Below are 13,232 nucleotides of genomic sequence, written 5' to 3' on the forward strand. Positions count from 1 at the left end.
ATGCGCATTGAAAGGATAAACATCTATACGACTGCGCTGCCGGTGAAGGGCGGCGTCTATCGCATGGCGAGCGACAATGTCGAATCGCTGGACAGCACGCTTGTCGAGATCGTCACCAATGACGGGCTGACCGGCTGGGGCGAGACCTGTCCGATCGGGCCCGTCTACCAGCCTCATCACGCATTGGGCGCTCGCGCCGCAATCGCCGAGATCGCGCCCGGGCTCATCGGGTCCGAGATCGCTTCGATCAGGCTCTTGGCAAAACGCATGGACGAGCGTCTGAACGGACATGGCTACGCCAAAGCCGCATTCGACATGGCGTTTCTCGACCTTCTCGGCCAGAGACTGGCCGTGCCGGTCTCGACGCTGTTGGGCGGGGCTTTGACCGACCGTGTGCCTGCCTATTACTCGCTGATCGTCGGTTCGCCCGAGGAAACCGCCCGCATCGCGGCCGACAAGGTCAAAGCGGGCTATCCACGCCTTCAGGTGAAAATCGGTGGCCGCGATCTCGAAGAGGACGTGGCGACCGTTCACAAGGTTTGGGAGGCGGTAGGCTACAAGGCGCGCATCGCGGTGGACGGGAACCGGGGCTTGACGGTCGCCTCCGCCATCCATCTCGACCGGCTTTGCCAGGCAATCCCCTTCGTCTTCGAGCAGCCCTGCAATACCATGGATGAAGTCGCCACGCTGAAGGGCAGGGTGACGCATCCGGTGTATCTGGACGAGAATACCGAGGACCAGAACGCGGTGCTGAGGGCTATTTCGCTGGGGATTGCCGACGGCTTCGGCTTCAAGGTCACGCGCCTCGGCGGTCTCACCAAGATGACGACGGTGCGCGACCTTTGCGCTATCCGCTCCTTACCGCACAGCTGCGACGACGCCTGGGGCGGCGACATCATCGCGGCGGCGTGTGTCCATCTGGCCGCCACGGTCGAGCCGCGCCGCATGGAGGGCGCCTGGATCGCCCAGGAATATATCGACGGGCATTTCGACCAGAAGAACCCGGTCGTTATCGAAAAGGGGCACATCGCCGTGCCGCAGCGGCCAGGCCTCGGCGTGAAGCCGGAACCCGGCATGTTAGGCAAGCCGGTGGCCACATACGGGGACTGATGAACGCGCCGGCGAACATCGACTGCGGTCAATGCTCGCGCAGCCCTTGCTGGGAGATGTCCCGTCTGATTCCGTAGGCTTGGTGGGGGTCGCCTGATTCGCGTGCTCGCGCGGCGGGTGCTTCCGTGGAGAGATCGCAATGACCGACAAGCCGGAAATCCTCGAGATGAGGCCTAAAATCACTGTGGTTGGCGTTGGCGGCGGTGGCGGAAACGCCATCAACAACATGATCACCGAGGGCTTGCAAGGCGCGGAGTTCGTCGTGGCCAATACCGACGCGCAGGCGCTCGCCATGTCGAAATCTTCGCGACTGATCCAATTGGGTGCCCATGTCACCGAAGGCCTTGGTGCCGGATCATTGCCCGACGTCGGCCGCGCTGCCGCGGAAGAGTCCATCGACGAGATCATGGATCATCTGGCGGGAACGCATATGTGTTTCGTCACCGCGGGCATGGGAGGCGGGACCGGAACGGGCGCCGCACCCGTTATTGCGCGTGCCGCACGCGATGCCGGAATTTTGACCGTGGCCGTCGTCACCAAGCCCTTCGTGTTCGAAGGCAAGCGCCGGACCCAGGCCGCCGAGGAAGGCATAGAGCGCCTTCGCGCGAGCGCCGATACCGTGATCGTCATCCCGAACCAGAACCTGTTCAGGGTCGCCGACGCCAGGACGACGTTTGCCGACGCGTTTGCGATGGCAGACCGTGTTCTCTACGCGGGCGTCGGCTGCATCACCGACCTCATCGTGAAAGAAGGCCTGATCAATCTCGACTTCGCCGACGTCAAGGCGGTGATGCGGGACATGGGGCGAGCGATGATGGGAACCGGTGAAGCCTTCGGAGAGGGCCGTGCAAAGAAGGCTGCCGAGGCCGCAATCGCCAATCCGCTGCTGGATGAGGCCTCCATGGCCGGCGCCAGGGGCGTGCTCGTATCGATCAGCGGCGGCATGGACATGACACTGTTCGAAGTCGATGAGGCCGCGACACGGATACGCGAAGAGGTCGACGCCGATGCCAACATTATCGTTGGCGCCATCTTCGACCAAGCGTTGGCTGGGAAGTTCCGGGTGTCGGTCGTCGCCACCGGTCTGCGGCAAGGCGCAAACATGATCCAACTCAACCAGATGACCGCCTGATCGACCTTCCGAGGTGGGTGTCGTAGCTAAAGATCTTGCTAACAGCCGCTTCCCTTGAGCAGGTCAGGCACCCGCCTGCTTCATAACGGAGGTCATCTGCCGCCGATCCCTACTGCCCCGGCTTGGGGGAAAGCCGATCCAGCGCGTCTCGAAGCGCAATGGCGGCATCGCCACGCTCGTCAGCGGACATCAGCTCTGGTTCAAGTTCCAGCCTGAAGTGCGGCAGCTCGGTTCGAACAGCGCGACAGGCGCCCGCTTGATTGGCCTTCAGATCGATGACGCGGTAGGTGGCGACGGGATAGGCGATCCCCTTGACCTGGACGTGCCCCATCTCCTCACAATCGATCGTGTCCTTCACTTGCGCAAACGTCTCGTAGGAAATGAGGATGGCCCCCGGTGCCGCCTCCTGTTCCAGGCGCGAGGCGAGATTCACGGCGCCGCCGATTATCGTGTAGTCCATCCGGTCCTCGCTGCCGAAGTTACCGACGGTGCAGTAGTCGGTGTGGATGCCGATGCGGCAGCGCAGCGGTGTTTCGATCCCCATGTCCCGCCAGACATCGGTAAGCTCGGTGATCCGCTTTTGCATGGCAAGCGCCATCTGTACGCAAGCCAGCGCGTCCTCGTGGACGCCGCGCGTCTCAGGGTCGCCGAAAAACATCAGGATCGCGTCGCCGACGTACTTGTCGATCGTGGCACCATGATCCGACGCGATTTTCGACATTTCCGTCAGGTAGTGATTGAGGAGCTGGGTAAGATCCTCGGACTCCATCTTGTCGGTGGTCTCGGTAAAGCCGGCGATGTCGGAGAAGCATATGGTCAGCTTCTTGCGTTGACTGGCGATTCTAACGTCTTGGCGGCCGGTGAATATCGAGCTGTACACTTGCGGCGCCAGATATTTGGCCAGCTTGCTGGAAAGCGCCTCTAGGGCCGTGGACTTCTCGGCAAGGTTCTCCTCCCTTTGCTTCAGCTCGGTGATGTCCGAATAGACGGCGACCGTGCCGCCGGCGCTGATCCGCCGCTCGCTTATCATGATCCATCGTCCGTCGCCCCGCCGCTGCACCCATGGTTCGCCGGGGTTGCGGTGCCGCCACAGGCGCTCGGCAACCCACTCATCGACCCGCCCCTCGGCATCCCTGATGTAGCCGCGCTTGGCGGATCGGCGAATGATCTCCTCGAATGCAGTGCCAGGGGCTAGCTCGGCCTCCAGACCGGCGTATAGCAGTTCGCGGTAGCGGCTATTGCTGAGGACAAGCCGGTCCTCTCTGTCATAGAGAGCGAAACCTTCGGAAATGCTTTCGATGGCATCGACTAGCCGCTGACGCGCTTCTGCAACGTCGCGCAGGTTCTTTTCCTCGACCTCGACAGCGGTATCCCGGAAGAGGCTCAGCGCCTCGGCCATGCGCCCGATTTCGTCGCTGCCCGCGGCCGGCAGCGGCGCACGAAGATCGCCGCCCGCGATCGCGAGCATGCCCTGGCTCACCGCTCCCAGACGGGCGAGAAGGCTGCGGTCGACATAGAACCAGACGACCAGAACCGAGCTCAACAGGCTGAGAAAAGCGGAGCCGAGGACAACTCCGGTGCCGTAGCGCTGGACCAACGCGGCTTCGCGACCGGAGGCAGCGATCTCGCGGTCCGCTGCTGCGACAAGACGATCGACGGCAGCGGTGAGACTGCGCGACAGCCGATTGTTTTCGGCCAGAAGCTTTTCGCCCTGCGCGAGGACCGCAAGCTCCTCCTCCCGTGCCTTCGGGATGCTGCTCTCACCATCGGTTAGTGCCTTGAACTCGTCCATCCGCTGCCGAAAACGGGTCTGCAGCTTTTCGTCGATCTCCGAGGAAGCTGTTTCCAGAGCGGCAAGCGAGCGGCGCAGCGGAAACAGGATCAACCCCAGGTCGCCCCGCGTCGGCGCGGTCGCGGCCTTCACCAGCGCGTCGTTCACCGCCGAGATCTCCAGCAGCGCCTTCTGCTGGGGGATGTAAGCCGCCATCGCCTGGACCATGTCGGCCATTGCCGCTGCGCGTCGATCGGGCGACAGCGACGTATCGGCCGCGACCGCCCGCCATTGCGGGAGCCTAGAATCCATCACCAGGATGCCGGTGGCCAGAAGGCGGTGGCTTCCGGTCGTCGTCGCGGCGAGGCGGTTCAGGAGCTCCTCCTTGCGGGCGACGACGTCGAGCCGGGCGACAACCAGAGAGTCGAGCTCCTTCAGGTTGCGCCTTAGAACAACCGCGGCTTCCTCGATCTCAGCCAAAGGCACTGTACCCAGCGTAGCATCCCTGAGGTCCGTACGCAGGGCCTCGAGGCGGGACATCTCGAGCGCGACGGCAGCCGAGACCTCGCTGTGCTGAGCCCTGCTTGTCGCCGCCAGCACCGATGGCGCGGCAGCAGCGACCCGTTCGGCCTGGCGCGACAGCTGGAGGGAGGCCAGCGCCGACGGCACCCGATCCGTGGTAATTCGGTCGACGACGTCGCCGACTTGGAGGAAGGCATAAAGCGCGGCAACGGTTGCCAGCACCGCAAGGGCGCTGATCCCGAAAAAGGCCAGCAACAGCCGACCGCGTATGCCGAGGCGTTCAAGCATCGCGGTGAGTCGGAACAATCCAGCCACACTGGTCTGCATCAGACTAGACGTCTCAGGCGGCACGCCGGCGTTCGGCGAACCCTATTCAACCGGCACGTACTCCCCGCCCCGCCAGACGTACCAAACCCAGCTCTGCCTCGTGAGGTCGCCCTTGTCGTCGAAATCGACCCGGCCAATGACGGTGTCGAATTGCTGTTCGTGCAGTGTCGCTATGACCGCCTTCGGCGCCAGCGAACCTGCCTTCGCGACCGCCTGGGCCCAGACCTGGACCGCGCAGTAGCTCAACAGCGTGTAGCCCGCGGGCTCGAAGTTCTCCGCACGGAACTGCTCCACGATCGCGGCCGCGCCGGCATTTCGCCGCGGGTCCGCCGGGAAGGTGAACAGGGTTCCCTCCGCCGCTGAGCCTGCGATCAGGGCGAATTCCTCGGTAGCCAAGGCATCTCCGGATATGAGCTGAACCGTGTAGCCACGGTCGTGTGCGGCGCGAGCGATCAGCGCAACGTCGGCATGATACCCGCCCACATACAAGGCTGAGACGCCGGCGGTCTGCAATGCAGCGACCTCGGCTGAATAGTCGTCCATCCCGGGCGTGTATGCGTCGTAAACGGCTTCAGTCACGCCCCGTTTGTTCAGCTGCTTCCTAGTCTCGTCGGCGAGACCCTTCCCATAGGTCGAATTGTCGTGAAGGATCGCAATCTTCTTGTCGCCCCAGCGATCGGCAAGGTAATTGCCAGCTATGAAACCCTGCGCGTCGTCGCGGCCAATGGTGCGGAAGACATTGCCGCGGCCCAGTTCGGTCAGCTGCGGATTGGTCGAGCCTGGCGATATTTCGACGACGCCAGCCTCCTCGTACACTTTCGATGCGGGGATCGAGGCCCCGGAGCAATAATGCCCGACGACGAACACCACCCCGTCAGCCACCAGCTTCTGGGCGGCCGCGACCGCTTGCTCGGGATCGCAGAAATCGTCGACCGAGATGAGCCTCACCTTCTGGCCGAGCACGCCGCCCGCCGCGTTGACGTCGGCCACCGCCATCTCCGCGCCGCGCTGTCCCTGCTCGCCAATCCAGGCAAGCCGTCCTGTCATCGCAGACGAGACCCCGATCAGCACTTCAGCCCTCGCGGAACTGAACATGGCCGCGAGAACGACGATCGCTATGGCGATGATACGGTGCATGTGTGCACCCCATAAGGACAGCTAGCTTACGCTAATCCCGTCAGACCCGACAGCCCCTTCGGCAAGCGCGAGTTTCTTCGTTCGCCGAGGTCGGAATCGCGCGCCAAATCCAGCCCAAACTCGACGTTGGCTGGTTGGATGTTAAGCGTCGACGCCTGTCGGTTGCAGATACTGTTCGTACTGTCGCCCTTCGTCGGGAAAAGCCGACTTTGCCTGATTGTCCCTCAGGAAGCGCTTCCCCGACGATAGGCTCTTAGGAGCATCGTGCCATGCTGAAGGAAGCTGCTAGGTGTCGGAATTGCAAAACTCTTGGACAGCTTGGCGGACTAAGTGGATTCGTAGCAGCTTGTTACACAGATCAAGGATGCAGGCGCCCATCGATTCTGCCAAATACTTGAAAAGATTACGTTATCAGGAAATTAATGGCGGAGAGAGCGGGATTCGAACCCGCGTTACGGTTTCCCGTAAACACACTTTCCAGGCGTGCGCCTTCAACCACTCGGCCACCTCTCCGTCTTTGCATGGCGCGCCGGCCGGTTTCGCCGCGCGGGTTGGGGAGATGCACCTCCCCCGGGAAGTCCTCGACGGACTATTTGGGGTGCCTTCAACCGGCGGGCAACCCTTTCCCGGCACCTCTAGCCGTCTAGGCAAAACAGGCGCGGGGCTCATCTAGTCGATCCTAAGGCGAATGCCAAGCCATAAAGGCGGTGCAAAGGCTTTTGCCGTGGATGGCTCGAAGGCGGGCTCGATAAAGCGCTGCCGACCTTCGAATGATGTGCACAGGGCGGGCCGCAGCCTCTGCCGCGCTTGACTTCGATCTTTGCCACCTGTCGACTGACTGAAATATTCGGTTTTGCGCAATCGCGGATGGAAAACCGCTGCGCGCGTTTTGGGCTTTGCAAGGGGCATCGTCCTGACATGACATCGATCGACCAGGAACCCGCGGGCCGGCCGGACAGCGGGCTTACCCTCATCCCGGTGGCGTGGCTGATCGTCGTCATGGGCCTGTCGGCCTACGGCCTGATCTCGAGCTGGCGGCTGATCGGCGACTTCAACCTGCCGGAAAGCGTGTTCTTCCTGATCTATGGCGGTCTCGCCGGCGGCCTCGTCACCATTTTGTGGGGGCTTTACCTGCTTAGCCTCGCCTTCAACCGGTCGGCGCGTTTTCCCCGCCATTACACCATTTGGCAGGTGACGATCATCCTGTGGCTCATTGTGCGCCAGGCCTACACGCTTCTGGTGCCCGACTTCGTCTTTTCCGCCGAGGCGCTGGGCTTCACGGCCGCCGAGATCGCTATCGGCATGCTTTGCATCTACCTGTTGCGGCGCGGCGCCGGCGCCGAGGCCGTTTATGCCAATCCCGAGACCGAACGCCCGCCGCTGCTGGTCTCGCTGCTTGCGGCGCTGCTCGGCATTATCCTCGGCGGCGCCATCGGCGCCTGCGCCGGATTCTTTGCCGGGTCGCTGATCGCCGACGCCACCCATATGAGCTGCTTCGAGGGCGCCTGCGGGTTTTTCGCCGCTTTCATCGGCCTCGCAGGCCTGATCGTCGGAGCCATCGCCGGCGGAATCTTCGCCATCTGGCGGGTCAACCGGCGCAAAACGGCAAAAACAGTCTAACCTCAAAATCACGTGTCGCGATTGCCTGGCGATTGCGCTCGCTCTATGTCGGTTGCGGGGCAAACGGGAGCGTTCCCGGGGAGTGCGTTGGATGTTGCGTTTCATCTTTCGGCTGGCGGCCATGGTTGCATTGTCGATTTCCGTCATCATGGCGGTGATCGACACCACGCGCTCGGTGGCGGCGTCGGCGCTGGTCATGACGCCGCTCAACGCAAGCTGGCTGGCGGTATCGCCCGACACCCGCGCCGCCTTCGAGACCTATGTGCGCGCCAAGGCCAGTCCGCTGGTCTGGGACGGCGCCATCGCCTGGGTGCTCGGCCAGCCTGGGTTCGCGGTGTTCGCCGCGCTGGCGTTCCTGCTCTACGCCCTCGGCTACCGGCGTCGACGCCACGAATTCGCCCCGACCAACTGACGCGGACGTTTCGCTCCGCCCGGAAACGGGCATGTTGGTCGCTTTTTCCAACAGGTCAAAATTCCACGTGAATTTTGTTTCGGGCCGTGCCAGATTGGCCGCCAGCGGGGAGGGGCATACACTTCCTGCCTGACGTCGCGTGCCTGCCGGAGAACCGGGCGGGAATGCGGTGCAACGGAAAAAATAACCGACAGGGTGTGGATCACATGAAACGTATCGTTCTCGGCCTCCTGGCCGCAACCGCAATGGTTCTTCCGGCTTTCGCCGCGGATGTCCAGCCGGCCATCCTCTACGATCTCGGCGGCAAGTTCGACAAATCCTTCAACGAGGCCGCCTTTCACGGCGCCGAGAAATTCAAGACCGAAACCGGTGTGGCTTACGTCGAATTCGAAGTCTCCAACGCCTCGCAGCGCGAGCAGGCTCTGCGCCGCTTCGCCGAGGACGGCCGCAACCCGATCGTGATGGCCGGCTTTGCCTGGGAGGATGCGCTGAAGAAGGTCGCGGCCGAATATACCGACCTCAACTTCGCCATCATCGACGATGCCGTCGACCTGCCCAATGTCCGCTCGCTGGTATTCAAGGAGAACGAAGGCTCCTACCTCGTCGGCATCATGGCCGCGATGGCGTCGAAGTCGAAGAAGGTCGGCTTCGTCGGCGGCATGGACATCCCGCTGATCCGAAAGTTCGAGTGCGGCTATGTCGGCGGCGCCAAGTCGGCCGGCGCCACCGACGTCATCCAGAACATGACCGGCGACACGCCGGCCGCCTGGAACGACCCGGCCAAGGGCGGTGAAATCGCCAAGACGCAGATCGACCAGGGCGCGGACGTGGTCTACGCCGCCGCCGGCGGCACCGGCGTCGGCGTGCTGCAGGCCGCAGCGGATGCCGGCAAGCTCGGCATCGGCGTCGATTCCAATCAGAACGGCCTGCAGCCCGGCAAGGTGCTGACCTCGATGCTGAAGCGCGTCGACGTTGCCGTCTACACCGCCTTCATGGACGGCAAGAACGGCACCTTCAAGGGCGGCGTCCAGAATCTCGGCCTCAAGGAAGGCGGCGTCGATTACGCCATGGACGACAACAACAAGGCGCTGGTGACCGACGAGATGAAGGCGGCGGTCGAAAAGGCCAAGGCCGATATCATCGCCGGCAAGACCGAGGTGCACGACTACACCGCCGACAACAAGTGCCCGTATTGATCGGCAACTGAATCAAGTTTTTGGACCGCCGGGCGAAGTCCCGGCGGTTTCATTTTGGGCGAGCGCGATGCTGCCGATTATCGAAACAATGGCCGAGCGTGACGTCGAGGCCATCGCAAGGCTGCGCCTCGCCGCTTTTTTCGAGGGCACCGGCCGCACGCTCGAAGAGGACATGGCCGGGCTTCGCGGACTGATCGCGAGCGGCGGGTTCGAGGCGGCCTTCGTCGCTCGCCTCGGCGGTTCGCCGATCGGCAGCTGCCTGTTTGTCTGCAACGAGATCGATCCGGCGCATGATCTGACGCCCTGGCTTGCGGGGCTGATCGTGGACCAAAATTATCGGGGTCGGGGTGTCGGCGCGGCGCTTCTCAAGGCCGTTGAGGCCCATGCGGCGTCTGTCGGCGTGGACAAGCTCTATCTCTACACTTGGCAGGCGCGATGCTTCTACCAAGCCCTCGGCTGGACTGCGATCGAGACCTTCGAGCAGGGCGGCGAACCGATGGTGCTGATGGAACGATCTCTATAGGGTACCGGCGAGATAGCCGAGCGCAAACGCCGCCAAGAGCGCCATCGCGATGACAAATCCAAGCCGGCCACCCAGGGAATGCAGGCCGACGCCGTAAGGCTTGCGCTCAAGCCGGTGGATCACGATCGGCTGCGGTTTCGCCTCCCCATTGGTCAAGCCGGCAAGCCGCATCTGCGGCAGTTCGCCGAGGCGGCGCTGGACGAGCTGCCAACGTTGGTCCGAAGCGGCATTCGACGCTCCCGCCGGCTCCAGGGCGCGCATACGTTCGGCGAGCCGCAGCACCGTGTCGCGAAAGGCGGGATCGATCTCAAGGTCGCGCTCGGCGCGGGCGCGCTCCCTTTCGTCCATCAGGCCAAAAACGTAGTCGCCGGCCCTTGCGATGCGTTCTCCTTCACCGGCCATGACCGTTCTCCCTCATGGCTCGCCCCAATGCCCGCTCACCAATGCGGCGGCTTGGTCACCGGCACATCGGGAGCAGCCTGCTCCTCAAGGGCCAGGAACCGGTCGGTCAGGGCAGCGAGCTTGCGTTCCATGCGCTCGATCACCTTCCACTGCTCGGCGATCTGGCCGGACAGCTCCTCGATCGTCTTTTCCTGCTCGGCGGCGCGGATTTCCAGCGTCGTCAGCCGGTCGTCAGATTTGGTCATTCAAAACCCGGGTTCTGTGAATGTGAAGCTCTCGGCCACCTTCGAAATTGACAAGCGCGCGGGGATTTGTCGAGAGTGAATGACGTTCCGTGCCAATTGGCACGGGCGGGGCATCATGCTAGGCACTTTGACCAAGCGATAAAAAAACTGAGTGGGACAGGCTGCATGGCGCTAGCCGCAATCGAGCTCATAGGCATCAACAAGAGTTTTGGCGCCGTGCGCGCCAACCGCGACATCAACCTGGAAGTCGCGCGCGGCACCATCCACGGCATTGTCGGCGAGAACGGCGCCGGCAAGTCGACGCTGATGTCGATCCTCTATGGCTTCTACCAGGCCGACAGCGGCGAGATCCGCGTCGGCGGCAAGCCGGTGTCGATCAACACCTCCAACGACGCCATCGCGCTCGGCATCGGCATGGTGCACCAGCATTTCATGCTGGTCGACAATTTCACGGTGCTGGAAAACGTCATTCTCGGCGCCGAGAGCGACGCGCTGTTGAAGAAAAGCATCGCCAAGGCGCGTTCGGAACTCGAGCGGCTGGAGCGCGAATACGGCCTCGAGGTCGATCCCGACGCCATCATCGAAGAACTGCCGGTCGGCCTGCAGCAGCGCGTCGAAATCCTCAAGGCGCTGTATCGCGGCGCCGAGATCCTGATCCTCGACGAGCCGACCGGGGTTCTGACGCCGGCCGAGGCGGACCATCTGTTCCGCATCCTCAAGCAATTGAAGGAGCAGGGCAAAACGGTGGTGCTGATCACCCACAAGCTGCGCGAGATCATGGCCATCACCGACACCGTCTCGGTCATGCGCCAGGGCACGATGGTGGCAACCAGGGCGACGAAGGAAACCACGGTCGGCGAATTGGCCGAGCTGATGGTCGGCCGGCGCGTGCTCTTGCGGGTCGAGAAGGGCCAGTCGGAAGCCGGCGCCGTGAAGCTCTCGGTCAAGAACCTGACGGTCAAGGATTCACGCGGCGTCACCATGGTCGACGACGTCTCCTTCGACCTGCGCGGCGGCGAGATCGTCGGCATCGCCGGCGTGGCCGGCAACGGCCAGTCGGAGCTGCTCGAGGCGATTTCCGGTATCCGGCACGCCGTCTCGGGTGAAGTCATGCTCGAAGGCAAGCCGGTCGACCTGACCGGCAAGGCCGACCCAGGCGAGTTGCGCGACCGGGGTCTCGCCCATGTGCCGGAGGACCGCCACCATGTCGGGCTGGTGCTCGCCTTCGAAGAGAACGAGAATTCGATCCTCGGCTATCACGACGACGAGCGGTATCTAAAGGGACCGTTCCTCAACGTCGATGCCATCCGCAACGATGCCAAGGACAAGATCGGCAAATACGACATCCGTCCGGCCGACTGCAGGCTGAGGACGGCCAATTTCTCCGGCGGCAACCAGCAGAAGATCGTACTGGCGCGGGAGATGGAGCAGGACCCAGGCGTGCTGATCGTCGGCCAGCCGACGCGCGGCGTCGATGTCGGCGCCATCGAATTCATCCACAAGCGGCTGATCGCCATGCGCGACCAGGGCAAGGCGGTCCTGGTGGTGTCGGTCGAACTCGACGAGATCCGTTCGCTCTCCGACCGCATCCTGGTGATGTTTGCCGGCCGTATCGTCGGCGAACGCGGGCCGGAGGCGACCGAAGGCGAGCTTGGCCTCTTGATGGCCGGTGTCGAACACCAGGAGGCGGCCGAATGAGCACGCCTTACGCAAAACTGCCGGCCTGGGCCGACTACGGACTGATCCCGCTGATCAATCTGTCGGTGGCCTTCATCGTCGCCGGCTTCGTCGTCATGCTGGTCGGCGAAAATCCGTTCCGCGCCGCCGTCATCCTGGTTGAGGGCGCTTTCGGCAAGGGCACGGGCATCGCCTTCACCTTGTTCTACGCCACCACCTTCATCTTCACCGGTCTGTCGGTGGCGGTGGCGGCGCATTGCAGCCTGTTCAACATCGGCACCGAGGGCCAGGCCTATATCGGCGGCCTCGGCATCGCGCTCGTCTGCCTGAGCTTCGACAGCGTGTTGCCCTGGTGGGTGATCTTTCCAATCGCGATCGTTGCCGCGGCGGTGTTCGGCGCGCTCTGGGGTTTCATCCCCGCCTACCTGCAGGCCAAGCGCGGCTCGCACATCGTCATCACCACCATCATGTTCAACTTCATCGCCGCCTCGGTGATGGTCTATCTGCTGGTCGGTCCGCTGAAGCCGGCCGGATCGCAGGCGCCGCAGACGCGTAATTTCCTCGCCGGCGCGGAATTGCCGAAGCTCAACTGGATCATCGAATTGTTCGGCGCCAAGATCCGCTCGGCGCCGCTTAACATCTGCTTCCTGCTGGCGCTGGCGATGGCGTTCCTGGTCTGGCTGCTGATTTGGCGCACCAGGCTCGGCTACGAGATGCGCACCTATGGTCATAGCCCGAAGGCGGCGCGATATGCCGGCATTTCGGAAACCCGCATCATCCTCACCGCGATGATGATCTCGGGCGCGCTGGCCGGCATGATGGCGCTCAATCCGGTGATGGGCGACCAGCACAATGTGGCGATCGATTTCGTCTCGGGCGCCGGCTATGTCGGCATTGCGGTGGCGCTGATGGGCCGGCTACATCCGGTCGGCATCGTGCTGGCGGCGATCCTGTTCGGCATGCTCTACCAGGGCGGCGCCGAGCTTGCCTTCGAGATGCCGGCGATCAGCCGCGACATGATCGTCATCATTCAAGGGTTGGTGATCCTGTTCGCCGGCGCGCTGGAGCATATGTTCAGGCCCTATATTCAGGCGCTGTTCGCCTCGTTCAGCCCGAAATCGGTCGGCATGCAGGCGGTCAAGGGGACGGGGGCCTGAG

12 protein-coding genes and 1 tRNA gene are annotated in these 13,232 nt (G+C 63.2%); 8 read left to right on the forward strand and 5 right to left on the reverse strand.

The annotated features are described in order from the left end of the window. Both RFM40_RS00235 and ftsZ read left to right on the forward strand, forming a co-directional pair. A complete protein-coding gene (locus RFM40_RS00235; RefSeq protein ID WP_320228508.1) occupies positions 1–1,110 on the forward strand; it encodes a mandelate racemase/muconate lactonizing enzyme family protein in 1,110 nt (369 codons plus the stop codon). 139 nt (positions 1,111–1,249) lie between these two features. Beyond that, complete coding sequence (gene ftsZ, locus RFM40_RS00240; protein ID WP_430691626.1) at positions 1,250–2,242, forward strand: cell division protein FtsZ; 993 nt, start codon at positions 1,250–1,252, stop codon at positions 2,240–2,242. Positions 2,243–2,351: 109 nt separating this feature from the next. Here the strand turns inward: ftsZ and RFM40_RS00245 are convergent, their stop codons facing one another. The 3 genes from RFM40_RS00245 to RFM40_RS00255 all read right to left on the reverse strand — a co-directional run bounded on the left by RFM40_RS00245 (position 2,352) and on the right by RFM40_RS00255 (position 6,512). After that, the gene (locus RFM40_RS00245) at positions 2,352–4,823 is read right to left on the reverse strand and encodes an adenylate/guanylate cyclase domain-containing protein (protein ID WP_320277044.1); all 2,472 of its coding nucleotides are present in this window, start codon (positions 4,821–4,823) and stop codon (positions 2,352–2,354) included. An 81-nt stretch (positions 4,824–4,904) separates the two neighbouring features. Continuing rightward, positions 4,905–5,999 (reverse strand): branched-chain amino acid ABC transporter substrate-binding protein, encoded by a 1,095-nt coding sequence (locus tag RFM40_RS00250; protein ID WP_320228509.1) that lies wholly within the window; start codon positions 5,997–5,999, stop codon positions 4,905–4,907. Positions 6,000–6,422: 423 nt separating this feature from the next. Then, positions 6,423–6,512 (reverse strand) — tRNA-Ser (locus tag RFM40_RS00255). Positions 6,513–6,917: 405 nt separating this feature from the next. Between RFM40_RS00255 and RFM40_RS00260 the strand changes: the two genes are divergently transcribed. The 4 genes from RFM40_RS00260 (at position 6,918) to RFM40_RS00275 (ending at position 9,750) form a co-directional block, all read left to right on the forward strand. Beyond that, positions 6,918–7,619 (forward strand): hypothetical protein, encoded by a 702-nt coding sequence (locus tag RFM40_RS00260; RefSeq protein WP_320228088.1) that lies wholly within the window; start codon positions 6,918–6,920, stop codon positions 7,617–7,619. A 91-nt stretch (positions 7,620–7,710) separates the two neighbouring features. Beyond that, a complete protein-coding gene (locus RFM40_RS00265) occupies positions 7,711–8,031 on the forward strand; it encodes a hypothetical protein (protein ID WP_320228089.1) in 321 nt (106 codons plus the stop codon). A 206-nt stretch (positions 8,032–8,237) separates the two neighbouring features. After that, complete coding sequence (locus tag RFM40_RS00270; RefSeq protein ID WP_320228090.1) at positions 8,238–9,227, forward strand: BMP family lipoprotein; 990 nt, start codon at positions 8,238–8,240, stop codon at positions 9,225–9,227. Between the two features lie 67 nt (positions 9,228–9,294). Continuing rightward, positions 9,295–9,750, forward strand: coding sequence for a GNAT family N-acetyltransferase (locus tag RFM40_RS00275; RefSeq protein WP_320228091.1), 456 nt, complete (start codon positions 9,295–9,297; stop codon positions 9,748–9,750). On the opposite strand, the gene RFM40_RS00280 is transcribed toward RFM40_RS00275, so the two are convergent. Further along, a complete protein-coding gene (locus RFM40_RS00280) occupies positions 9,745–10,152 on the reverse strand; it encodes a hypothetical protein (protein WP_320228092.1) in 408 nt (135 codons plus the stop codon). The genes RFM40_RS00275 and RFM40_RS00280 overlap by 6 nt on opposite strands. A gap of 35 nt (positions 10,153–10,187) precedes the next feature. Further along, on the reverse strand, positions 10,188–10,397 hold the full coding sequence (locus RFM40_RS00285) for a SlyX family protein (RefSeq protein WP_320223718.1): 210 nt from the start codon (positions 10,395–10,397) through the stop codon (positions 10,188–10,190). Positions 10,398–10,562: 165 nt separating this feature from the next. Between RFM40_RS00285 and RFM40_RS00290 the strand changes: the two genes are divergently transcribed. Continuing rightward, positions 10,563–12,095 (forward strand): ABC transporter ATP-binding protein, encoded by a 1,533-nt coding sequence (locus tag RFM40_RS00290; protein WP_320223717.1) that lies wholly within the window; start codon positions 10,563–10,565, stop codon positions 12,093–12,095. Further along, a complete protein-coding gene (locus tag RFM40_RS00295) occupies positions 12,092–13,231 on the forward strand; it encodes an ABC transporter permease (protein ID WP_320228093.1) in 1,140 nt (379 codons plus the stop codon). The genes RFM40_RS00290 and RFM40_RS00295 overlap by 4 nt, the downstream gene beginning before the upstream one ends. Position 13,232 lies beyond the last annotated feature (1 nt).

Origin of the sequence: Mesorhizobium captivum, assembly GCF_033977165.1 — a bacterium.
In the GTDB taxonomy this organism is placed as follows: domain Bacteria; phylum Pseudomonadota; class Alphaproteobacteria; order Rhizobiales; family Rhizobiaceae; genus Mesorhizobium; species Mesorhizobium captivum.

Excerpts from the sequence above, each read along its gene's own strand:
- RFM40_RS00235 (WP_320228508.1), top strand. The coding sequence starts at position 1 with ATGCGCATTGAAAGGATAAACATCTATACGACTGCGCTGCCGGTGAAG.
- ftsZ (WP_430691626.1), top strand. The coding sequence starts at position 1,250 with ATGACCGACAAGCCGGAAATCCTCGAGATGAGGCCTAAAATCACTGTG.
- RFM40_RS00245 (WP_320277044.1), bottom strand. The coding sequence starts at position 4,823 with ATGCTTGAACGCCTCGGCATACGCGGTCGGCTGTTGCTGGCCTTTTTC.
- RFM40_RS00250 (WP_320228509.1), bottom strand. The coding sequence starts at position 5,999 with ATGCACCGTATCATCGCCATAGCGATCGTCGTTCTCGCGGCCATGTTC.
- RFM40_RS00260 (WP_320228088.1), top strand. The coding sequence starts at position 6,918 with ATGACATCGATCGACCAGGAACCCGCGGGCCGGCCGGACAGCGGGCTT.
- RFM40_RS00265 (WP_320228089.1), top strand. The coding sequence starts at position 7,711 with ATGTTGCGTTTCATCTTTCGGCTGGCGGCCATGGTTGCATTGTCGATT.
- RFM40_RS00270 (WP_320228090.1), top strand. The coding sequence starts at position 8,238 with ATGAAACGTATCGTTCTCGGCCTCCTGGCCGCAACCGCAATGGTTCTT.
- RFM40_RS00275 (WP_320228091.1), top strand. The coding sequence starts at position 9,295 with ATGCTGCCGATTATCGAAACAATGGCCGAGCGTGACGTCGAGGCCATC.
- RFM40_RS00280 (WP_320228092.1), bottom strand. The coding sequence starts at position 10,152 with ATGGCCGGTGAAGGAGAACGCATCGCAAGGGCCGGCGACTACGTTTTT.
- RFM40_RS00285 (WP_320223718.1), bottom strand. The coding sequence starts at position 10,397 with ATGACCAAATCTGACGACCGGCTGACGACGCTGGAAATCCGCGCCGCC.
- RFM40_RS00290 (WP_320223717.1), top strand. The coding sequence starts at position 10,563 with ATGGCGCTAGCCGCAATCGAGCTCATAGGCATCAACAAGAGTTTTGGC.
- RFM40_RS00295 (WP_320228093.1), top strand. The coding sequence starts at position 12,092 with ATGAGCACGCCTTACGCAAAACTGCCGGCCTGGGCCGACTACGGACTG.